The sequence below is a fragment of the Ancylobacter gelatini genome (genome assembly GCF_022601675.1).
GTDB lineage: Bacteria > Pseudomonadota > Alphaproteobacteria > Rhizobiales > Xanthobacteraceae > Ancylobacter > Ancylobacter gelatini.
The window spans coordinates 53,925-74,870 of the sequence record NZ_JAKVIL010000008.1 but is presented as its reverse complement, the minus strand read 5'-3'; the positions used below and the strand labels follow the sequence as shown (position 1 = coordinate 74,870).

20 protein-coding genes are annotated in these 20,946 nt (G+C 68.0%); 11 read left to right on the top strand and 9 right to left on the bottom strand.

What is annotated here, in order from left to right:
• Positions 1-446 precede the first annotated feature (446 nt).
• From MKI84_RS14705 to MKI84_RS14695, 3 genes are all read left to right on the top strand, one after another.
• Positions 447-1,562, top strand: coding sequence for an efflux RND transporter periplasmic adaptor subunit (locus MKI84_RS14705; RefSeq protein WP_241620917.1), 1,116 nt, complete (start codon positions 447-449; stop codon positions 1,560-1,562).
• Positions 1,562-4,609, top strand: coding sequence for an efflux RND transporter permease subunit (locus tag MKI84_RS14700; protein WP_241620915.1), 3,048 nt, complete (start codon positions 1,562-1,564; stop codon positions 4,607-4,609). Before MKI84_RS14705 ends, MKI84_RS14700 begins: the two co-directional genes overlap by 1 nt.
• 87 nt (positions 4,610-4,696) lie before the next feature.
• On the top strand, positions 4,697-4,957 hold the full coding sequence (locus MKI84_RS14695) for a glycine zipper domain-containing protein (protein WP_245404798.1): 261 nt from the start codon (positions 4,697-4,699) through the stop codon (positions 4,955-4,957).
• 125 nt (positions 4,958-5,082) lie between these two features.
• Here MKI84_RS14695 and MKI84_RS14690 read toward each other — a convergent pair whose 3' ends face one another.
• Positions 5,083-6,582 (bottom strand): alpha/beta hydrolase, encoded by a 1,500-nt coding sequence (locus MKI84_RS14690; protein ID WP_241620683.1) that lies wholly within the window; start codon positions 6,580-6,582, stop codon positions 5,083-5,085.
• Positions 6,583-6,603: 21 nt separating this feature from the next.
• Positions 6,604-7,632: an AI-2E family transporter gene (locus MKI84_RS14685; RefSeq protein ID WP_241620682.1), complete on the bottom strand. Its 1,029-nt coding sequence runs from the start codon at positions 7,630-7,632 to the stop codon at positions 6,604-6,606.
• Between the two features lie 280 nt (positions 7,633-7,912).
• Here MKI84_RS14685 and MKI84_RS14680 point away from each other — a divergent pair, with 280 nt between their 5' ends.
• Complete coding sequence (locus MKI84_RS14680) at positions 7,913-8,263, top strand: ArsC family reductase (RefSeq protein WP_241620681.1); 351 nt, start codon at positions 7,913-7,915, stop codon at positions 8,261-8,263.
• A 40-nt stretch (positions 8,264-8,303) separates the two neighbouring features.
• Here the strand turns inward: MKI84_RS14680 and MKI84_RS14675 are convergent, their stop codons facing one another.
• Positions 8,304-8,516 (bottom strand): DUF4287 domain-containing protein, encoded by a 213-nt coding sequence (locus MKI84_RS14675; RefSeq protein WP_241620679.1) that lies wholly within the window; start codon positions 8,514-8,516, stop codon positions 8,304-8,306.
• Between the two features lie 193 nt (positions 8,517-8,709).
• Between MKI84_RS14675 and MKI84_RS14670 the strand changes: the two genes are divergently transcribed.
• Positions 8,710-10,329, top strand: a complete 1,620-nt coding sequence (locus MKI84_RS14670) for a peptide chain release factor 3 (protein WP_342593641.1) — start codon at positions 8,710-8,712, stop codon at positions 10,327-10,329.
• Here MKI84_RS14670 and MKI84_RS14665 read toward each other — a convergent pair.
• Both MKI84_RS14665 and MKI84_RS14660 read right to left on the bottom strand, forming a co-directional pair.
• Positions 10,304-11,479, bottom strand: a complete 1,176-nt coding sequence (locus tag MKI84_RS14665; protein WP_241620675.1) for a GGDEF domain-containing protein — start codon at positions 11,477-11,479, stop codon at positions 10,304-10,306. The two genes, MKI84_RS14670 and MKI84_RS14665, sit on opposite strands and share 26 nt — an antisense overlap.
• Before the next feature lie 86 nt (positions 11,480-11,565).
• Positions 11,566-11,994 carry a L,D-transpeptidase gene (locus MKI84_RS14660; RefSeq protein ID WP_241620673.1) on the bottom strand — a complete coding sequence of 143 codons (429 nt, stop codon included), beginning with the start codon at positions 11,992-11,994 and terminating at the stop codon, positions 11,566-11,568.
• A 241-nt stretch (positions 11,995-12,235) separates the two neighbouring features.
• Between MKI84_RS14660 and MKI84_RS14655 the strand changes: the two genes are divergently transcribed.
• From MKI84_RS14655 to MKI84_RS14630, 6 genes are all read left to right on the top strand, one after another.
• A complete protein-coding gene (locus MKI84_RS14655; RefSeq protein ID WP_241620671.1) occupies positions 12,236-12,808 on the top strand; it encodes an NnrU family protein in 573 nt (190 codons plus the stop codon).
• A 35-nt stretch (positions 12,809-12,843) separates the two neighbouring features.
• Positions 12,844-13,683, top strand: coding sequence for a 3-methyl-2-oxobutanoate hydroxymethyltransferase (gene panB, locus MKI84_RS14650; RefSeq protein ID WP_241620669.1), 840 nt, complete (start codon positions 12,844-12,846; stop codon positions 13,681-13,683).
• Positions 13,684-13,845: 162 nt separating this feature from the next.
• Positions 13,846-14,619 (top strand): tetratricopeptide repeat protein, encoded by a 774-nt coding sequence (locus tag MKI84_RS14645; RefSeq protein ID WP_241620667.1) that lies wholly within the window; start codon positions 13,846-13,848, stop codon positions 14,617-14,619.
• A gap of 11 nt (positions 14,620-14,630) precedes the next feature.
• Complete coding sequence (locus tag MKI84_RS14640; RefSeq protein ID WP_241620665.1) at positions 14,631-14,903, top strand: hypothetical protein; 273 nt, start codon at positions 14,631-14,633, stop codon at positions 14,901-14,903.
• A gap of 39 nt (positions 14,904-14,942) precedes the next feature.
• Positions 14,943-16,292, top strand: a complete 1,350-nt coding sequence (gene der / locus MKI84_RS14635) for a ribosome biogenesis GTPase Der (RefSeq protein WP_241620663.1) — start codon at positions 14,943-14,945, stop codon at positions 16,290-16,292.
• A 235-nt stretch (positions 16,293-16,527) separates the two neighbouring features.
• Positions 16,528-17,475, top strand: coding sequence for a DMT family transporter (locus MKI84_RS14630; RefSeq protein WP_241620661.1), 948 nt, complete (start codon positions 16,528-16,530; stop codon positions 17,473-17,475).
• 7 nt (positions 17,476-17,482) lie between these two features.
• Here MKI84_RS14630 and MKI84_RS14625 read toward each other — a convergent pair whose 3' ends face one another.
• The 4 genes from MKI84_RS14625 to MKI84_RS14610 all read right to left on the bottom strand — a co-directional run bounded on the left by MKI84_RS14625 (position 17,483) and on the right by MKI84_RS14610 (position 20,867).
• Entirely contained in the window at positions 17,483-18,238 is a 756-nt protein-coding gene (locus MKI84_RS14625) for an SDR family NAD(P)-dependent oxidoreductase (protein ID WP_241620659.1), read from the bottom strand.
• A gap of 10 nt (positions 18,239-18,248) precedes the next feature.
• Entirely contained in the window at positions 18,249-18,671 is a 423-nt protein-coding gene (locus MKI84_RS14620) for a VOC family protein (protein WP_241620657.1), read from the bottom strand.
• Between the two features lie 7 nt (positions 18,672-18,678).
• The gene (purF, locus tag MKI84_RS14615; protein ID WP_241620656.1) at positions 18,679-20,178 is read right to left on the bottom strand and encodes an amidophosphoribosyltransferase; all 1,500 of its coding nucleotides are present in this window, start codon (positions 20,176-20,178) and stop codon (positions 18,679-18,681) included.
• A 110-nt stretch (positions 20,179-20,288) separates the two neighbouring features.
• Complete coding sequence (locus MKI84_RS14610; protein ID WP_241620654.1) at positions 20,289-20,867, bottom strand: CvpA family protein; 579 nt, start codon at positions 20,865-20,867, stop codon at positions 20,289-20,291.
• Positions 20,868-20,946: the final 79 nt, after the last annotated feature.

Below are 20,946 nucleotides of genomic sequence, written 5' to 3'. Positions count from 1 at the left end.
TCCGCGCCCGCAAGCCCCTGAAAGTTCTGATTCGCCGCGCCGCTCCGGCCCGCCCGGCCGCGCATGCCGCCCGGCGCCTTGCACCTGCGTCCCAATCTGGGACGCGGGGCCGTATCACGGTGTCGCCGGGCCGCGCCCGGGTACTTTTTTCCGCAGGCTGATGTCCGGAAGTCGCAGCGATGGACGAAGGGCGCCGTCCCCAGCCTTTTTCCAGCCAGACTGCCGCGGCGCTCGAGCCGGGAGGGGCAGTATGATACCTGATCCCGCCTCCGCGCCACCCCGCCTCGTGGGTGGGTTCGAAAGAGAGACTTGTAACTGTCGTTGATGCGATGACTACTTGGCCGCAGGATACCGCCCCGCTGCGCGGACCGGGCGCCTGTCGTCATGTGCGATGATGGGGCGTTGCCTGTCCCCGCCAGCCGAGATCGGATGGGTCGATCGTGAGTATGAAGAACCGCAGGATGCCGATGATCCATCACCGCAATGCCCCCCGCCCCCTGGTCGCGCTGGCCGCCGCCGCCGCGCTGCTGCTCGGCGCCTGCTCGCCGGAGAGCGAGGCCGAGGCGCCGCAGGTCCGCCCGGTCCGGGTGGTGACGGTGGAGAAGGGCACTGGCGGCAACGTCGCCACGCTCACCGGCACCGTCGAGGCCGAGGACGAGGCGGCGCTGGCGTTCCGGGTTTCCGGGCGGATGATCGAGCGTCTCGCCAATGTCGGCGACCGGGTGACCGCCGGGCAGGTGGTCGCGCGCCTCGACCCCCAGAACGCGCAGAACGGCCTGCGCTCCGCCCGCGCCGCGCTCACCGCCGCCGAGGGCCAGCTGGTGCAGGCCAGCAATCATTTCGACCGGCAGGAGCGCCTGCTTGGCAACGGCTTCACCACCCGCGCGATCTATGACGACGCACGGCAGGGCATGCTGGCGGCGCAGTCGCAGGTCGAGAGCGCCGAGGCCCAGCTCAAGATCGCCGAGGACAATGTCAGCTACACCGAACTGACAGCCGACGCCCCCGGCGTCGTGACCGCGCGCGGCGCCGAGCCGGGCGAGGTGGTGCAGGCGGGGCAGATGATCCTCCAGCTTGCCCGGCAGGGTGGACGCGACGCGGTGTTCGACGTGCCGGCGCAATTGCTGCGCAGCGTGCCCGCCAGCCCGATCATCAGGGTGTCGCTGGCCGACCAGCCGTCCATGACCGCCACCGGGCGGGTGCGCGAGGTGGCGCCGCAGGCCGATCCGGTCACCCGCACCTTCCGCGTGCGTGTCGGGCTCGACAATCCGCCGGCCGCCATGCTGCTCGGCTCCACCGTCAACGGCGCGGTCGAACTCGACAGCACCCCGACCATCGAGGTGCCGGCCTCTTCGCTCACCGCCTTCAACAATGCGCCGGCGGTGTGGGTGGTCGATCCCGCCACCTCCACCGTTTCGCTGCGCAATGTCGAGGTGCTGCGCTTCAACCCGGCGACCGTCGCCATCGCCTCCGGCCTCGCCGAGGGCGACGTGGTGGTGAGCGCGGGCGTTCAGGCGCTCTATCCCGGCCAGAAGGTCCGCCTGCTGGGTTCGGGGGCGTGATGCGTTTCAATCTCTCTGAATGGGCGGTTCGCGAGCGCTCGCTGGTCATCTTCTTCATGCTGGCCGTGGTCGGGGCTGGGCTGTTCGCCTATACGCGGCTCGGCCGCGCCGAAGACCCGTCCTTCATCATCAAGACCATGGTGGTGCAGGCCGCGTGGCCCGGCGCCAGCGTCGAGGACACGCTGCAGCAGGTCACCGAGCGCATCGAGCGCACGCTGCAGGAAACCCCGCATCTCGACAGCCTGCGCAGCTATACCCGGCCCGGCGTCACCACGATCTTCGTGAATCTCGATGGTGCCGCCTCCGCGCAGGAGGTGAAGGACACCTGGTACCATGTGCGCAAGAGCGTCGGCGACATGGCCCACACCCTGCCGCGCGGGGTGATCGGGCCGGGCTTCAACGACGAGTTCGGCGATACGTTCGGCCTGATCTACGGCTTCACCGCCGACGGCTTCACCCATCGCGAGTTGCGCGACTATGTGGAGGGCGTGCGCTCAAAGCTGCTGCATGTGCCGGATGTCGCCAAGGTCGAGATCCTCGGCGCGCAGGACGAGCAGATCTTCGTCGAATTCTCGATGCGCGAACTCGCCAGCCTCGGCATCAACCGCGCCGCTCTGGTCGATGCGCTGCGGGCGCAGAACGTGGTGCAGCCGGCCGGCACCATCCAGACCGGCGACGAGAAGCTCGCCATCGAGGTTTCCGGCGCCTTCGGCTCGGAGCAGGACATCGCCAACATCAATTTCGCGGTCGACGGGCGGATGCTGCGCCTGTCCGACATCGCGACGGTGCGGCGCGGCTTTGTCGATCCGCCGCAGCCCTTGTTCCGCGTCAACGGCCAGCCGGGCATCGGCCTCGCCATCGCCATGCGCGACGGCGGCGACATCCTCACGCTCGGGCGCAATATCGACGAGGCGATGCGCATCATCACCGCCGACCTGCCGATCGGCATCGAGCCGCATCTGGTGGCCGATCAGGCGGTGACGGTGCAGGGCGCCATTGCCGAGTTCATGGAATCGCTGTGGCAGGCCATCGCGATCATCCTGGTGGTGAGCTTCATCGCGCTCGGCGTGCGCGCAGGGCTGATGGTGGCGCTCACCATCCCGCTGACGCTGGCGGCGGTGTTCGCCATCATGTGGCTGACTAATATCGACATGCAGCGCATCTCGCTGGGCGCGCTGATCATCGCGCTGGCGCTGATGGTCGACGACGCCATGACCACGACTGACGCCACGCTGAGCCGGCTGGCACTGGGCGAGAAGAAGGAAGTGGCGGCGGTCTACGCCTTCAAGACCTATGCCTTCGCCATGCTGGCGGGCACGCTGGTGACCATTGCCGGCTTCGTCCCGGTGGGCTTCGCCGCCTCCTCGGCGGGCGAGTACACCTTCACGCTGTTCGCGGTGGTGAGCATCGCGCTGCTGGTGTCGTGGCTGGTGGCGGTGCTGTTCGCGCCGCTGATCGGCATGGTGATCCTCAAAGCCCCGAAGAATGCCGGCGGCGAGCCGGGCCGGGTGATGCGCATCTATCGCGGCTTCCTCTCCGCCGCGCTCACCGCGCGCTGGGTGACGGTGGGCGTGACGCTGGCGCTGTTCGTCGGCGCGGTGCTGCTGATGCCGCTGATCCCGCGCCAGTTCTTCCCGTCTTCCGATCGGCCGGAACTGCTGGTGGATCTCAGCCTGCCGCAGAATTCCTCGATCTACGCCACCGAGACCGCGATGAAGCGGCTCGACGACGTGCTGCGCGACGACAAGGATGTCGAGCATTGGAGCGCCTATGTCGGCCGCGGCGCGATCCGCTTCTACCTGCCGCTCAACGCGCAATTGCCGAACGACTTCTTCGGGCAGGCCGTGGTGGTGGCCAAGGACGTTGCGGCACGCGACCGCTTGCGGGCGAAGCTTGAAAAGGTTCTGGCGAACGACTTCCCGAACGTGGTCAGCCGTGTCTCGCCGCTGGAACTCGGGCCCCCGGTGGGTTGGCCGATTCAGTACCGCGTGGCCGGGCCGGAGCTTGGGCAGGTGCGTGACATCGCGCTGAAGCTCGCCGAGGTCCTGGCTTCCGATCCGCTGACCCGTATGGTCAGTTATGACTGGATCGAACCGGCACGTGAGATCCGCATCCGCGTCGATCAGGATCAGGCGCGGTTGCTGGGCCTCTCCACAGAAGCGATCGGCTCGGTACTGAACACGGTGATTTCCGGCGCGCCGGTAACGCAGGTGCGCGACGACATATATCTCGTCGACGTGGTGCTGCGTGCCACCGACGAGCAGCGCGTTTCGCTCGACACGCTGCGCACGCTTCAGGTGCCGCTACCGGGAGGGCGCACCGTGCCGCTCTCGCAGTTCGCGACCTTCGATTATGAGCAGACATACCCGCTGGTATGGCGTCGCGACCGGCTGCCGACACTGACCGTGATGACAGACATCGCTGACGGCTATCTGCCCGAGACGGTGGTGCGGCAGCTCACGCCGAAGATCGAGGAACTGTCGAAGACGCTGCCCTTCGGCTACCGCATCGAGGTCGGCGGCACGGTAGAGGATAGCGCGGAGGCGCTCGGCTCCGTGATGGCGGTGGTGCCGGTGATGATCCTCATCATGTTCACTGTGCTTATGTTCCAGCTCAAGCGCTTCTCGCTGACCTTCCTGGTCATCAGCGTGGCGCCGCTGGGGCTGATCGGCGTGGTGATGGCGCTGCTGCTGTCGAACCGTCCGCTCGGCTTCGTCGCCATCCTCGGCGTGCTGGCGCTGATCGGCATGATCATCAAGAACGCGGTGATCCTGATCGGCCAGATCGAGGCCGAGCGTGCCGACGGCAAGAATGTGCGCGACGCGGTGACCGCGGCCTCCTGCGCCCGCTTCACGCCGATCATGCTGACCGCGGTCTCCACCGTGCTCGGCATGATCCCGATCGCGCCGACCGTGTTCTGGGGACCGATGGCCTTCGCGATCATGGGCGGCCTGCTGGTCGCCACCGTGCTGACGCTGATCTTCCTGCCCGCGCTTTACGTCGCGACCATGAAGGACACGCCGAAGGAAGCCCCCGCCACCGCCTGAGAGGGGTCGACTGACACGCTTGCGACGGAGGGCGCGCCGCGGCGGAAGCAATGCACCCGTGACGGGTGATGTTAGGGAGTGAACCGAATGATCAAGAAGATTGCCGTTATTTCGCTGGTCGCGCTGGGGGTTGCCGGCTGCACCACGACGGAACGCCGCGCCGGCACCGGCGCGCTGATCGGCGGCGGCGCGGGCGCCATCATCGGCGGTATTGCCGGCGGCGGCACGGGCGCGGCCATTGGCGCGGGCGTCGGCGCGGCCACCGGCGCGGTGGTCGGTGCGGCGACCTCGCCGCGCGAGTGCTGGACCCGCGACCGCTGGGGCAACCGCGTCGCGGTGCGCTGCTGATCCGGCAAGATCCCCCCGCGCGGGGTTAGGCAAGATCTCTGGCGCGCCGCGCCGGGACAGATGACAAGACGGCCGCGTCCTCCCCGGGAGGCGCGGCCGTTTTCATTGGCCGGTCCGGATGCCTCTCAGGGGGCCGGCGCCTTGAGCGTGGCGGCGATGCCCTCGTCGACCCGCTGCTGGACATAGGGGAAGAACGGGTTCGACGACATGCGCGAGAGCGCGTCCATGGCGACGATCAGCGCCCCGCGCTCGCCCCGCACCGCCATCGCCCCCAGTTGCAGCCCGAAATCCTCGTCCGGCGCGTCGGAGGGGTCCGTCCCGTACAGCCCGTCGCTCGACGGGAAGGGCAGGGCGACATGCGACAGCGAGAACACGTCCGGCGGGTAGAACAGGCCGAGCGGGCGCTCGGTGGTCTGGGTGGCGCCCGCCTCGGTGACGCGCTCCAGCACTTCGCCGGTATCCGGGTCGATATTGGTGATGATCACGGTACGGAAACGGCGCGGCAGCGGCGGCAGCGTGCGCGCCAGTGCCGCCGGGGAGGTGGTGGTGGCCAGAAGCGGGCCGAGCTTGGTGTTGCGGTTGAGATCGAACAGCACCAGCTCGCTGCCATTGTCCGGCAGGCGGTTATAGAACGCGGTCAGGATCGCGCGGGTCGAGACGGTGAAGTCCATCACCGACTGGAAGGTGAGGGCCGGCGGAAGCTCGCCGAGCGTGCCATTCGCCGCGTGCGCGGCGATCGAGGCTTGCAGCGCCTGCGTCAGCCGGTGCGACTGGCGCGCGCCATTGACCGGAAACGAGTTGTATTTGAACGGGTTGAACTCCGGTATCACCGAGAGCCACGCCGCCTTGGCGAAGGCAGGCAGGAAGGCGGGAAGGCCAGCGAGCCCGGCGAAGCGGGCAAAGCGCGTGATGCCGATCATCGGCGAGATCAGCACCAGCCGGTCCGGGCGGGTGAGCGCGGGATCGTCCAGCGCGTCGAGCGCGTATTTCAGCGCCAGCGCCCCGCCATTGGAGAAGCCGACAATGTGCAGCTTGCCCTGCGGCCCGGCGAGGCGCCGCGCCTCGCGCATGGCGAGCCGTGTGGCGGCGAGCCAGTCCTCCCATTCCGCCTCGGTCAGGCCGGCGGGCACGGTGCCGTGGCCCGGCATGCGAGGCGCCACCACGGCGAAGCCGTCGCCGGCGTAGCGCTGCGCGAGGTGGCGCAGGCTGTAGGGCGAATCCGTCAGCCCGTGCAGCAGCACCACCGCGCCCTTCGGCTCGCCCTCAGGCATCAGCGTGTAGGAGCGGTTCCAGTCATGGGCGAAGGAGGGCGGATAGACCACGCTGCCGGTGAAATAGCGGTTCGAGGGAACGCGGTCATGCTCCGGCAGCTGCTGCGTCACCTCGCGCGTGACATCGGCGAAGATGCGGTCCTCTTCCTTCAGGAAGGTCGCCCAGTCGCCCTTGTCGAGTTCGGCAATGGTCATCTCGCGCGGCACATAGGTGTGCCACGGCTCCAGCGGCGCGCCGCTCTGCGCGAACCAGACCCGCGTGCCGAGGAAGGTGACGAACATGATCACCCCGGCGAAAATCAGCCATTTCGCCAGTCGCAGCAGGCGGGCAGGGTGCAGCAGCTTGAGCGGCATGTCGCGTTTTCTCCAGAAGGTTCAGCCGTCGGCCGGCGGGCGGCCGGACAGCAGGCGTGCAATCGGGCGGCTCGCCTCGTTCTGCTCGCAGACGGTGAGCAGGGCGATCACCAGCGGCACGCCGATGAACGCGCCGGGCAGGCCCCACATGAACGCCCAGAAGAACACCGCCAGCAGCACGATGAACGGCGACATGGCCAGCGCCCGCCCGGCGATACGCGGCTCGATATAGGAGCCGGAGAAGAACTGGATGATGTTCATCCCGGCGAACACCGCGATCGCCATCTGCCAGCTTTCGAACTGCGCGACCGCGAACAGGGTCGGCAGCAGGGTCGCCACCAGCGGGCCAATGAACGGAATGTAGTTCAGCGCGAAGGCGATGACGCCCCAGGCAAAGGCGAGGTCGAGCCCCGCCGCGGCGGCGAAGCCCCACATGGCCAGGCCGGTGAGCAGGCTCATCGCGGTGCGCACCAGCATGTAGCGGCGGAACTTGCTGGCGATCTCCCGCGAGGCGTCGAGCAGCTTGCGGCCGAAGGCGCCGGCTTCCCCGCTTGCCAGCTTGCGATGGAGCACGTCGATTTCCAGCAGGCCGAGCATCACGAAGATGAAGGTGACGACCGCAAAGCCCACCATGCCGTTCAGCCGCGTCGCCACGCTCTGGAAGAAGCGGATCAGCCAGGAGACGTTGAAGGTCTCCATCAGTGTGCCGGCGGCATAGAGCCCATGGCCCTCCAGCCATTCCGCGCCCTGCATGTAGAGCGTCTGGAACCGCGCGGCATTGGCCACCAGCCATTGCGCCGCGCGCCCGAAGCCCCAGGCGGTCATGGAGACCAGCACCAGCAGCACGACGATGGTGACGATCAGCGTGATGAACAGGGCGAGCAGCTTGGGCAGCGGGCGCTGCAGCGCGCTTTGCAGCGGCCAGACCAGCGCGATGATGAAGAAGGCGAAGGCCACCGGCGCGAAGATCGAGCGCGCCAGAAAGAGAGCCGCCGCGACGAGGATCGCGGTGGAGATGCCGATCATGATGGCGATGCCGCGCTGGCTCATTTTGTCCTATCCGGGAAAAACTGTCCTCGCCGCATAAGGCCAAGTGATACCGGCGACAAGGAGAATAGAGCCCACCGGCGCCTTGCCGGCTATGCATCGCGTGCCGATCGCGGCGGAAGATGGCCGCATCCCCTTGAAAACAGGGCGTGTTCTTTTGTCTATCCGTCCTGGTGCCCGCTTGCTGCGGTGCCGGAGAAATAGGCGAGGGCGCGTCACCGCCGGCATTTCGCTGGCGCGGCTCTTGTTCTAGACAGCGCGCAGCGCAAGGCAGGAGGTGCTCATGGCCGTGACCATCTACGGAATCAGGAACTGCGACACGATGAAGAAGGCGCGGGCCTGGCTGGACGCCCGTGGCGTGGCTTACGGCTTCCACGACTACAAGGCTTCGGGCATCGACGCCGCGCATCTGAAGGCCTGGGCCGGCAAGGTCGGCTGGGAGGTGCTGCTGAACCGTGCCGGCACCACCTTCCGCAAGCTTCCCGAGGCGGACAGGCAGGGGATCGACGAGGCGAAGGCGCTGGCGCTGATGGAAGCGCAGCCTTCGATGATCAAGCGCCCGGTGCTGGACAAGGACGGCGCGCTGATCGTCGGCTTCAAGCCGGAGGTCTATGAGGCCGCGTTCGGCGGCTGACGGCAGCGCCGCCGGAGCGGAGGCGCGTGCGACACGTCCGCTATGTCGCGTTCGCCGCAAGCGTGTGCGCCACCAGCGCGTTGGCGTGACCACGGCCCATCCCGTGGTCGTTCTTCAGCATGGCCACCAGCTCCATGTGCTTGGCCGGCAGATGCGCCCGCACGATCCGCTGCCACTCGGCGATCGGACGGCCATATTTCTTCTCGATGGCGGGGAAATAGGACGCGGGCCCCTTGATCGGTGCGTCGGTCATGGCCTTCCTTCTCCACGCTGCGGGCAGCCCCAGCCTGCCGAAGCGGCGGGGCCGGCGCAACCCGGATTGGCCCGCTCCGAACCGCGCGCGCCGGAAACCCGCCTGAGCCCGCCGATGGCGAGCCCGCTCGCCACGTGCCGGAAATGCGCGGCCGCACCTTCCGCGCCTCTTGAACCCGCCACGCTTCCCTGCCATGTCGGCGGGCATGAACGCACTCTCGAACTCCGCCGCTTCCCCGATCGCGCTCGAAGTGGCGCGGCGCCGCACTTTCGCGATCATCTCGCACCCGGATGCGGGCAAGACCACGCTGACCGAAAAGCTGCTGCTGTTCGGCGGCGCGATCCAGCTCGCCGGACAGGTGCGCGCCAAGAAGGACCGACGTTCCACGCGTTCGGACTGGATGGCGATCGAGCGCGAGCGCGGTATTTCGGTCGCGACCTCGGTGATGACCTTCGAGTTCGGCGGCCATGTCTTCAACCTGCTCGACACGCCGGGCCATGAGGACTTCTCGGAAGACACCTACCGCACCCTGACCGCGGTCGATGCAGCGGTGATGGTGATCGACGCCGCCAAGGGCATCGAGGCGCGCACCCGCAAGCTGCTGGAAGTGTGCCGGCTGCGCGATATCCCGATCATCACCTTCATCAACAAGATGGACCGCGAGAGCCGCGACCCGTTCGAGATCCTCGACGAGATCGAGAAGACGCTGGCGCTCGACACCACGCCGATGACGTGGCCGGTCGGGCGCGGGCGCGATTTCGTCGGCACGGTGGACATCGCCACTGGCGGCGTGCGGCTTCTGGAAGGCGACGAGGGCAAGACCGGCCCGCTGCGCGAGATGAGCGCCGCGCAGATCGCCGCGCTCAACGTCACGCTGAACGCCGAGGATCTTGCCGAGGAACTCGGCCTGGTGCGCGAGGGCTGCAACCCGTTCGAGCTCGATTCCTTCCTCGAAGGCCACCTGACGCCGGTCTATTTCGGCTCGGCGCTGCGCAATTTCGGCGTCGGAGACCTCCTGGAAGGGCTCGGCCGCTTCGCCCCGCCGCCGCGCGCGCAGGATGCCGACAAGCGCCGGGTCGAGGCGGAGGAGCCGCGCATGACGGCCTTCGTGTTCAAGATCCAGGCGAACATGGACCCCAACCACCGCGACCGCATCGCCTTCGCCCGGCTGTGCTCGGGGAAGATGTCGCGCGGCATGAAGGCGAAGCTGGTGCGCACCGGCAAGCCGATGAGCCTCGCCACCCCGCAATTCTTCTTCGCGCAGGACCGCCAGCTGGCCGAAGAGGCCTATGCCGGCGATGTGGTGGGCATTCCCAACCACGGCAATCTGCGCATCGGCGACACGCTGACCGAGGGCGAGGAGATCAATTTCGTCGGCGTGCCGAGCTTCGCGCCGGAAATCCTGCGCCGGGTGAAGCTCCCCGACGCGATGAAGGCCAAGAAGCTGAAGCAGGCGCTTCAGGAAATGGCCGAGGAAGGCGTGGTGCAGGTGTTCCGCCCGACCGACGGTTCGCCGGCGCTGGTCGGCGTGGTCGGCCCGCTGCAGCTCGACGTGCTGAAGAACCGGCTGGAAGCCGAGTACGGGCTGGAGGTCGGCTTCGACATGTCGGAATTCCAGCTCGCGCGCTGGGTCTCGGCGGCCGATCCCAAGCGGGTCGAGGAGTTCGCCGCCGGCAACCGCCTCTCCACCGCCGAGGACCTCGACGGCGATCTGGTGTTCCTCAGCCCGTCGGCCTTCATGATCGGCTACACCGGCGACCGCTGGCCCGGCATCGTCTTCTCCGACATCAAGGACGTGAAGAAGACGGCTTGACGCTCTGGTCCGACACGATGCGGACGGCGGCGATCAGAGTGCGGTCCCGTCCCTCGCGCTTGGCCTGGTAGAGCAGGCCATCGGCGGCGTTCAGCGTCGCCTCGAACTGATGGCCGTTCGGCCCGACGAAGGCGATGCCGGCGCTCGCCGTGCAGGGGATGCCATGAGTGGCGGCCATCTGTGCGGCGAAGTCGTTGCGGATGGCATCGGCCCGCGCGACCATCTGGTCGGCGGTGGTCCGGCGCAGCACCAGCGCGAATTCCTCGCCACCGAGCCGTGCCGCCAGATCGCTGCCGGCGCAGTGGCGGTTCATCGCCTGCGCGAATTCGACGATGACCCGATCTCCGGTGGCGTGGCCGTGCTGGTCGTTGATCGCCTTGAAACTGTCGATGTCGAACACCGCCACGGCGGCGTCGCCCGCGAGCGGCGTGTCGACGACCGCATCAAACAGGGCGCGCCGGTTGAGCAGGCCGGTGAGCGGGTCGGTCATGGCGCTGTGGAGATGCTGGCGCGCCAGCCGCGTCTGGTTCAGCGCGAGTGCCAGTGCGCCCACGCTCGGCACCGCGGCGACGACCGCGATGGTGTTGAACTTTTCCGCCCAGTTGTCCGGCGCTGCCGACAGGATCCAGTTGCCTTCGGCCAGCAGGACGCCGGCGCAGCAGGCGAAAGAGATCGCGACCACCAGATAGAGCACGCACAGGCCGGCGATCGCCATCGGCGCCTCCGCCCGCCCGCGCCAGAACTCAAGGGCGGCAAAGCAGAGCAGCAGGCTGGCGAAGCTGTTGGTGAGGATGAAGCCGATGCCGTTGAAGCCGAGCACGATAGGGAGCAGGGCCACCGGTATGCTGATGGCGGCCATGCTGATGATGGGAAACGGCGGCCCGCCGAGGCGAAACTGGCGGGCCGCGCCCAGCAGCGTCGACATGCAGGCGAGCATGAGGCCGAAGGACAGGACGATCAGCGTGTCATCGGGACCGCTGATATAGATGCTGTAGGTGATCACCGCGCCGACGATCATCAGGGCGGCGACGGCATAGGTCAGCAGGAACCCGTCCCGGCGGGTGGCCATCGAACTCGCGAACAGGATCAGCGCGAGGCACAGGGCGGAGAACCCGGTTCCCGCGAGAAGCGATGAATAGTCGAGCAGCATGACGCCTCGGCGGCTGTTTCTGCCATCCGTCAGGCCTGACGGCGTGCGGCACAATAACACCGATGCCGTTTCCCCGCATACGCCCGCTATCGCGTGATGACGATCCGGGTATTGCCCTTGCCGGCGGCGCCGACCAGCGAGAACAGGCGCGCCGCATTTCCGGGGTGCAGCCGGATGCAGCCATGGGAAGCCGGGCGCCCGAGCCGGTTCAGGTCGTTGGTGCCGTGTATCGCGTAGCCGCCATGGAAGAAGATCGAATAGGGCATCGGCGAATTGTAGTATTTCCGCGAGAAGTACCGTTTGTGCAGGCGCTGCGGGCGGTAGGTGCCCGTCGGCGTGCCATGGCCGCGGCGGCCGGTGGAGACCGGCCAGCTATGGTGCCGGGCGCCGTTGACCCACACGTCCATGCGCTGGGTCGAGATGTCGACATAAGCCACCACGTCCGACGCCTTCGCGCCCGCCGGAGTGGCGAGCAGCAGGCATAGGCAGGCAATAGCCGCGGCGATGCGTGTCATCGGCGCCCCCCGTATGGTCGTACCCCCATGCGCAATGTGACACAGCCATGGCGATCGTGGGAGACTTCGCTCGCCTCAAGGTTAAGGCGAGGCGGCTATTTCCCCGAGATGTGAACGGGATGCCGGCTCCCGGCCGGCGCAGCGCGCGGTTTCCATGAGCCGAACGTCGCGGCCGTGCGCCATGGCGCGCGCTCTGGAAACTCTCTAGTGTCGCGGCGAATTCGATCCCGTGGAGCGCACCATGATCCTGATGCTGGCCGGCCTCGTTCTGTTCGTCGCCGTGCACGTCTTCTCCGCCCGCCGCGACCTGCGCGCCGTCGCCGTCGAAAAGTTCGGCATCGTTCCCTATCGTGCGATCCACGGCATTCTGGCGGTGGCCGGTGTGCTGATGATCGCCTACGGATTCGGCATGTGGCGCGCGTCCGGCCCGGCGCCGCTGTGGGACCCGCCGACAGGCCTGCGCCATTTCACCTTGCTGCTGATGCTCGTCGCCTCGATCGCGGCGGTGGCGGCACTGGTGCCGAGCCACATCAAGGCGTGGCTGAAATTCCCGTTCCTGGTGGCGATCAAGACCTGGGCGCTGGCGCATCTTCTCGCCAATGGCGACCTGCCGACCATCGTGCTCAGCCTCGTCATCCTCGGCTGGGCGGTCTATATGCGCATTCAGGCCAAGCGCCGCGGCGCCCCGCTTCCCGTCGCGCCCAAGGGCTGGGGCGGCGATCTCGTTGCGGTGGTCGGCGGTGTCGTGCTTTATGCCGCGCTCGCCTTCTGGTTCCACCCCTATGTGGTGGGAGTGCCTGTCATGCCGGGCTGAGCCGGCTACAAAAGAACCGAGGAACACTCGACGCCATGTCCGTACAGTCCGCGCCCGGCAAGCCCGCCGCCGCCCGCCGCCTCACCGCTCCCGACATCCGCGCCCGCAAGGGCGGTGAGCCCATCGTCTCGCTGACCGCCTACCACGCCCACACCGCCCGCCTCGTCGACCCGCATGTCGACTTCATGCTGGTCGGTGATTCGCTCGGCATGGTGATGCACGGCATGGAAACCACCGTGCCGGTGACGGTCGAGATGATGATCCTGCAGGGGCAGGCGGTGATGCGCGGCTCCGCGAAGGCGCTGGTGGTGGTGGACCTGCCGTTCGGCTCCTATGAGGGCTCGCCGCAACAGGCCTTCGCCACCGCCTCGCGCGTGCTCAAGGAGACCGGCGCCGGCGCGGTGAAGCTCGAAGGCGGACGCCGCATGGCCGAAACCGTGCGCTTCCTCGCCGATCGCGGCGTGCCGGTGATGGGCCATGTCGGCCTCACCCCGCAGGCGATCAACACGCTCGGTTCGTTCAAGGCGCTGGGCCGCGACGAGGCCGGCGCGGCAATGATTCTCGACGATGCCCGCTCCATCGCCGATGCCGGCGCGTTCTCCATCGTGCTGGAGGCGATGAGCGAGCCGCTCGCCGCCCAGATCACCCGTGAGGTGGCCCCGCCGACCATCGGCATTGGCGGCTCCTCGGCCTGTGACGGCCAGATCCTGGTGCTGGAGGACATGCTGGGCCTTTCCGACCGCGTGCCGCGCTTCGTCAAGAAGTTCGCCGATATCGGCCCGGCCATCGGCGCCGCCGTCGAGGCCTATGCCAGCGAGGTGCGCGCGCGCAGCTTCCCCGGCCCGGAGCATGTCTACGCCCCGAAGAAGGGCTGACGCGGCGCCCCGCGCCGTCGATTGCCTTGTTGAGGCCGCATCGCTAGTTTACGCGGCCCTGAATGGCGGCAGGCCTTCTGCCTTCCGCCTCTTCATGTTTTCCGCCCTTCCGATTGGGCGCCTGCCGGCGCTCTTCGATCCTTTGCCACGACGGACCGCGACATGGCTGACATCTTCCACGAGATCGACGAGGACCTGCGTCGCGAACGCTTCAGCCGGATCTGGAGCCGCTACGGCCTCTACATCATCGGCCTCGCCGTGCTCATCGTCGTCGCCGTCGCCGGCTGGCGGGGCTATGAATGGTGGAAGCTCAGGGAAGATCAGGCGTCGGGTGCGCGCTTCGAAGCCGCCATGCAGCTCGCCGAGCAGGGCAAGAATGCCGAGGCGGAAGCCGCCTTCGCCGCGCTGGAGAAGGACGGCACGTCGGGCTATCGCCTGCTCGCCCGATTCCGCGCCGCCACCGACCTCGCCCGTACCGATCGCACCGCCGCGATCGCCGATTATGACGCGATTTCCGGCGACGGCAGCGTGCCCGGCCTGATGCGCGACGTCGCGACCATCCGCGCTGCGCTGCTGCTGGTCGACACAGCCCCGCTCTCGGAGATCGAGGGTCGGGTCAAGCCGCTCGACACGCCGGATGGGGCGTTCCGCCATTCCGCGCGCGAGATCCTCGGCCTGGCCCAGTACAAGGCCGGTGACACCGAGGCTGCCAGCGCGACCTTCACCGCCATCCTCGGCGATCCCGAGAGCCCGCCGGGCCTGCGGCGCCGCGCCGAGCTGATGCGCACCCTTGCCGCCGGCGGCGCGCCGATGGCCGCCGATGTGGCCGCTCCCGCGCCCCTCACGCCGGAGGTCGCCGTCCCCGCGACGGCTGCGCCCGAGGTGCCCGCTCCGGGCGAAGCCGTGCCCGCTCCCGCCGCCCCCGCCGTACAGTAGGAGAGCCCAGCATGCCGACACGGATGCCGCGTCTCACCCGGGCGGTCCTCGCCGCCGCCGCAATCTCGCTGGCCTTCGCAACCGCCGGCTGCGAGACGCTGGACAAGATGAACCCCTTCGGCGAGAAGGAAAAGAAGCTGCCGGGCGCCCGTAGCCCGGTCTTTCCCGAAGGCGTTCCCGGCATCGATTACGGCGCCGCGCCGCCGCAGCCGGCCAATTCCACCTATTACGAGCCCGAACCCACGCCGCCGGCGCCGGCTGCAGGGCAGGGCGCGGCGCAGTAGCCAGCGCCGCCGCGCGGTGCTGGGAGGCACCTGACCATCATGACCATGACCGTTGCCATCGTCGGCCGTCCGAATGTCGGCAAGTCGACGCTGTTCAACCGGCTTGTCGGCAAGCGTCTCGCGCTGGTCGACGACCGGCCCGGCGTCACCCGCGACCGCCGCGAAGGCGATGCTCGCCTGGGACACCTGTCGTTCCGGATCATGGACACGGCCGGGCTTGAGGAAGCGAAGGCCGAAAGCCTCGAAGGCCGCATGCGCGCGCAGACCGAGACCGCGATCGCCGACGCCGATATCCTTCTGTTCATGATCGACGCCCGCGCGGGCATCACGCCGTCCGATCGCTCCTTCGCTGATCTCGCCCGACGCTCGGGTAAGCACACGATTCTGGTGGCGAACAAGAGCGAGAGCCGTGAGGCGGCTGCCGGCAGCTTCGAATCCTATTCGCTCGGCCTCGGCGATCCGGTGGAGATTTCCGCCGAGCACGGCGAGGGCATGGGCGAACTGCTGCGCGCGCTGATGCTGTGCCTGCCCGATGAAGGCGACGAAGACGACGAGCACGAGGAAGGCGACGGCCCGCGGCGAATCCGCGTCGCCGTGCTCGGCCGCCCCAATGCCGGCAAGTCGACCCTGATCAACTCGCTGCTCGGCGAGGACCGGCTGCTGACCGGCCCGGAAGCCGGTATCACCCGCGATTCCATCTCGGTCGATATCGAGCGCCACGGGGTGCAACTGCGGGTGTTCGACACCGCCGGCATGCGCAAGCGCGCGCGCATCGACGACAAGCTGGAGAAGCTCTCCGTTGCCGACGGCCTGCGTGCCGCGCGCTTCGCCGAGGTGGTGGTCGTGCTGATCGATGCCACCCATCCGTTCGAGGAGCAGGACCTGCGCATTGCCGACCTCGCCGAGCGCGAGGGGCGGGCCGTGGTGATCGTGCTGTCGAAGTCCGACCTGGTGAAGGACCAGCCGGGCCTTGCCAAGCGCATGCGCGAGGAGGCCGATCACTGGCTGCCGCAGCTCAAGGGCATGCCGGTCGTGCTGCTGTCGGCGCTGACCGGCGAGGGGCTGGACAGGCTGGTGCGCGCCATTCAGTCCGCGCATGAGGTGTGGAACCGCCGCGTCGCCACCAACCCGCTCAACCGCTGGCTCGGCGAGACCACGGACCAGCATCCGCCGCCGGCTGTGTCCGGCCGCCGCATCAAGCTGCGCTACATCACCCAGCCCAAGGCGCGCCCGCCGAGCTTCGTGCTGTTCTGCTCGCGCGCCGACGCGCTACCCGAAAGCTATACCCGCTATCTGGTCAACAGCCTGCGCACCACCTTCGACCTGCCGGGCGTGCCGATACGGCTGACGCTGCGCGAGAAGGACAATCCCTACGCCGAGAAGGACTGAGCCGGGGCTTTCCGGCGGTCTTTCCTTTGGAGCATGTTCGCACGAGGCGCACTGCCCTTCGCGCGAGGGAAATGCGCGAGGCGCCGGTTTCGCGCGGCGGCGCCGGCTGCTAATCGTTTGTTTTGGCGCGTTTTCTCCACGCGAACCGGTATCCACTTCGCTCGAAAACGCTCTATAAGGAGGCCGCTCCTTCCGCGCGCCCGTTTCCGCGCCGGACCTTATTCGGAATTCACGCATGCTGATCGGCATCCTCGCCGGCCTCACCACGGGCGCGCTGTGGGGGCTCGCCTTTGTTTCGCCGCGCGCCGTGGCGCCGTTCTCGGCCTGGGATCTCACGCTGGCGCGCTACGTGCTGTTCGGCCTCACCTCCGCCGTGCTGATGATCCTGCCGCGATTTCGGCCGGTCATGTCGCGCCGGCAGCTGGTGCTCGGCTTCCTGCTCGGGGGCTTCGGCAATGTCGGCTATTTCCTTTCGGCAGCCTATGCCGTGCAGTTCGCCGGCGCGGTGCTGCCGCTGCTCATCATCGGCACCTCGCCCGTGGTGCTGTCGCTGATCGCCAATCTGCGCGAGAAGGCGGTCTCGTGGCGGGCCCTGCTCCTGCCGTTCGCGCTGGTGCTGGGCGGCATCCTCACCGCCCATGCCGGCATGCCGCAACCGGCGCAGTCCTCCCTCGACGACCGCACCTGGCTCGGCATTCTCGCCGCGCTGAGCGCGGTGGGCATCTGGGTGGTCTACGGGCTGGGCAATTCGCAGATCCTGCGCGCGCCCGACGCGCCCGACGTGCTCGGCTGGACCGGGTTGCAGGGGCTGGGCGCGGCCGCCGGCGCCCTGATGCTGGTTCCGCTGCTGGGCCTGCCGAATCCCGAGGTGGCGAGCGATGCCGACATGCAGCGCTTCACCGCCTGGGTGCTGGTAACATCCTTCCTGGGCTGCTGGTTCGCCACGCTGTGCTGGATGGTGGCCTCGAACCGCCTGCCGATGGTGCTCACCGCCCTGCTGATCGTCGCAGAGACCGGCTTTGGCCTGCTTTACGGGCTGATCTTCGAGCAGAGGCTGCCGACGACGCCGGAGGCGGTCGGCATAGCGATGCAGCTCTCCGGCGTGATCCTCGCCATTCTGAGCTTTACGAGGCGCCCGGCGGCGATCGAGACGATCGCCATCGGCGAGATTGCCCCCCGGTAAAGGCGGCTCACGCCGGCGGCTGGAAGCTGAGCAGCTTGCGCGAGGGGAAATCGTAGAGCCGGCCGGTGTCCTCGAAGGAGGGCAGGCACAGCGCGAGAATAGCCTGCGCCACGTCTTCCGGGGCCGGCAGCGTCTCCGGGTCCTCGCCGGGGAACGCCTTGGCGCGCATGCGGGTGCGCACCGGGCCGGGGTTCAACAGGTTCACGCGCAGGTTCGACAGGTTCATGGTCTCGGCCGCCCAGGTGCGGCCAAGCACTTCCAGACCGGCCTTGCTGGTGGCGTAGACGCCCCAATAGGCCCGCGCCTTGGACGCCGCGCCGGACGACACCAGAACCGCGCGGCCAGCGGTGGAGAGCCGCAGCAACGGGTCCAGCGAACGAATGAGACGCCAGTTGGCGGTGAGGTTCACCGCGATCGCGTCGTCCCATTCCTTGGGCTCTACCTGCGAGAGCGGCGTCATCGGGCCGAGCACGCCGGCATTGCCGACGAACACGTCGAGCCGGCCGAAGCGCTCATAGAGCGCGCCGCCCAGCCGGTCGATGCCCGGGCCATCCTTGATGTCGAGCGGCACCAGCGTGGCGGTGGAGCCCGCCTTCTGGATGGCGTCGTCCAGCTCTTCCAGCGCGCCGGCGGTGCGGCCGGTGGCGATGACATGCGCACCGGCTTCCGCGAGGGCGAGGGCGGTCGCCTGGCCGATGCCGCGCGTGGCGCCGGTGACGAGGGCGTAGCGCCCGGAAAGCGGGCGCGCGGGCGTGTCGGTCATGGCGGGTTCCTCAAGCCTGGGAATCGTCCGTCAGCACCACGGACGGCGCGGAGCGTCGCGCCGGGCCGTGATACACGGCTTCGATGTTATTGCCTTCGGGGTCGAGCACGAAGGCGGCGTAATAGCCGGGATGATAGTCGCGAAGCTCCGGCGCGCCATTGTCGCGCCCGCCGGCGACCAGCGCCGCCGCATGAAAGCGCTGCACCATGCTTTCGTCGGCGGCCTGGAAGGCGAGATGCGCGCGGCCGGTGAGCGGGGTGCCGGGCGTGACGAACAGCTCATCGGCGAAGAAGTAGCCCTCGCCCTCCACCAGCGGCACGCCCAGCACATCGAGGATCGCCGCGTAGAAGCGCTTGCACGCCTCGAAATCGGCGACCACGAGCTGGATGTGGTCGATCAGCCGGCCACGATGCCACTGGTTGAGCTCGACCATCCGTCGTTCAGCTCGCCTCGGCCAGCAGCGAGAGCTGGCGAGGCGAGACTTCGCCCAGTCGGTCGGTCAGCGGCGTCGGGTATTCGCCGGTGAAGCAATGGTCGGTGAACTGCGGGCGGACCGGATCGCGGCCCTCATAGCCCATCGCCTTGTAGATGCCGTCGATGGACAGGAAGGCGAGGCTGTCGGCGCCGATATAGCGGCGCATGCCTTCGAGGTCATGGGTCGCGGCCAGCAGCTTGTCGCGGTCCGGCGTATCGATTCCATAATAGTCGGGATGCGTGATCGGCGGGGAGGAGATGCGGAAATGCACCTCGCGCGCGCCGGCCTCGCGCATCATGCGCACGATTTTGACGGAGGTCGTGCCGCGCACCAGGCTGTCGTCGATCAGCACGATGCGCTTGCCCTCGATCACCGAGCGGTTGGCCGAATGCTTCATGCGCACGCCCTGATCGCGCACCGCCTGGGTGGGCTGGATGAAGGTGCGGCCGACATAATGGTTGCGGATGATGCCGAGCTCATAGGGAATGCCGGCAGCCTGGGCATAGCCGATGGCGGCGGGCACGCCGGAATCCGGCACCGGCACCACGACGTCGGCATCGGCCGGCGCCTCGGCGGCGAGCTGGAAGCCCATATTCTTGCGGACCTGATAGACCGAGCGGCCGCCCACGACCGAATCCGGCCGGGCGAAATAGATGTACTCGAAGATGCAGGGGCGCGGGGGCACGGAGCCGAAGGGACGCAGCGTCTCCACCTTGTCGGAGGAGAAAACGATCACTTCGCCGGGCTCCACGTCCCGCACGTAGCGCGCACCGATTATGTCGAGAGCGCAGGTCTCGGAGGTCAGGATCGGGTGGCCGTCGAGTTCGCCAAGCACCAGCGGGCGGATGCCGAGCGGGTCGCGCGCGCCCACCAGCTTCTTGTTGGTGAGGCCGACAAAGGCATAGGCGCCCTCGATGGCGCGCAGCGCGTCGATGAAGCGCTCGGTGAAGCGGGCGCGCTTGGAGCGGGCGACGAGGTGCAGCATCACCTCGGTGTCGGAGGTCGACTGGCAGATGGCGCCGTCGCGGATGATCTGCCGGCGCAGCGTCAGGCCGTTGGTGAGGTTGCCGTTATGGGCGATGGCGAAACCGCCGCCGTCGAGCTCGGCGAACAGCGGCTGGACGTTGCGCAGAATGGTGGCGCCGGTGGTGGAATAGCGCACATGGCCGACCGCGATGGCGCCCGGCAGCCGCTTGATCGCCTCGCCGTCGGAGAAGGCGTCGGAGACGAGGCCGAGACGGCGCTCGGAGTGAAAACGCTGGCCGTCATAAGTGGTTATGCCGGCCGCTTCCTGTCCACGATGCTGGAGCGCGTGCAGGCCGAGCGCGGTGATCGCCGCCGCATCCGGGTGTCCGTAAATGCCGAACACGCCGCACTCCTCGCGGAGCGTATCCCCGTATTCATCGAAGCTGTCCTCGATGGCAGGGCTCGATTTGAACAGGTCGTCGACGGCTATCTCGGTCATGAGACCTTCGCTCCGCTCTCACGCGGCCATGAGGGCCACGTCCGCTTCACAGGCTGAACATCGAACGAAGCAACCGCCGGGACCAATGAATCCCAGCGGGCGTTCGCACATCACGGCGCCGGAGGCGTCGACGTACCCGGGTTGAACGGTTCCGGCGGCGGCTCGATCGGTTCGGCATCCTTCGGGCTGCGAATGTCGCGTATCAGGCTCTCGGGATCTTCCGGCAGCACGGAGATGAGCCAGTCACCCGCACTTTGCAAGACCACCTTGGAACGCGCGTCGCGAATCCACTCCGGCTGTCCCTGCTCATTCTGGACCAGCCAGTTGAAGAACAGGAACGCCACAACCATTATAAGGAATCCGCGGGCGAGACCGAACAGGAATCCCAGCGTGCGGTCGAGAGCACCGATGCGGCTGTCGAGGATGAGGTCCGAGATGCGCACGGTGATGATCGACACCACCAGAAGCGTGATCAGGAACACGCCGCCGACCGAGGCGGCCATCGCGAAGGTGTCGTTGCTGATGTACTGCTTCGCATAGGGCAGTACATGCGGGTAGGAATAGAGCGTGACCACCGCCGCGATCACCCACGAGGCGATGGCGAAGACCTCGCGCACCAGCCCGCGCACCATGGCCAGCAGGCCGGAAATCACCATGACGGCGATGAGGATGATGTCGAGCAGGGTCAAAATGGCCCACCGTGAGCAAGCGAATCTGCGGTCTGGAAGCTCCCTCGGGAGCCGCGCGAGGTATAGCGCGGCCCAGCGG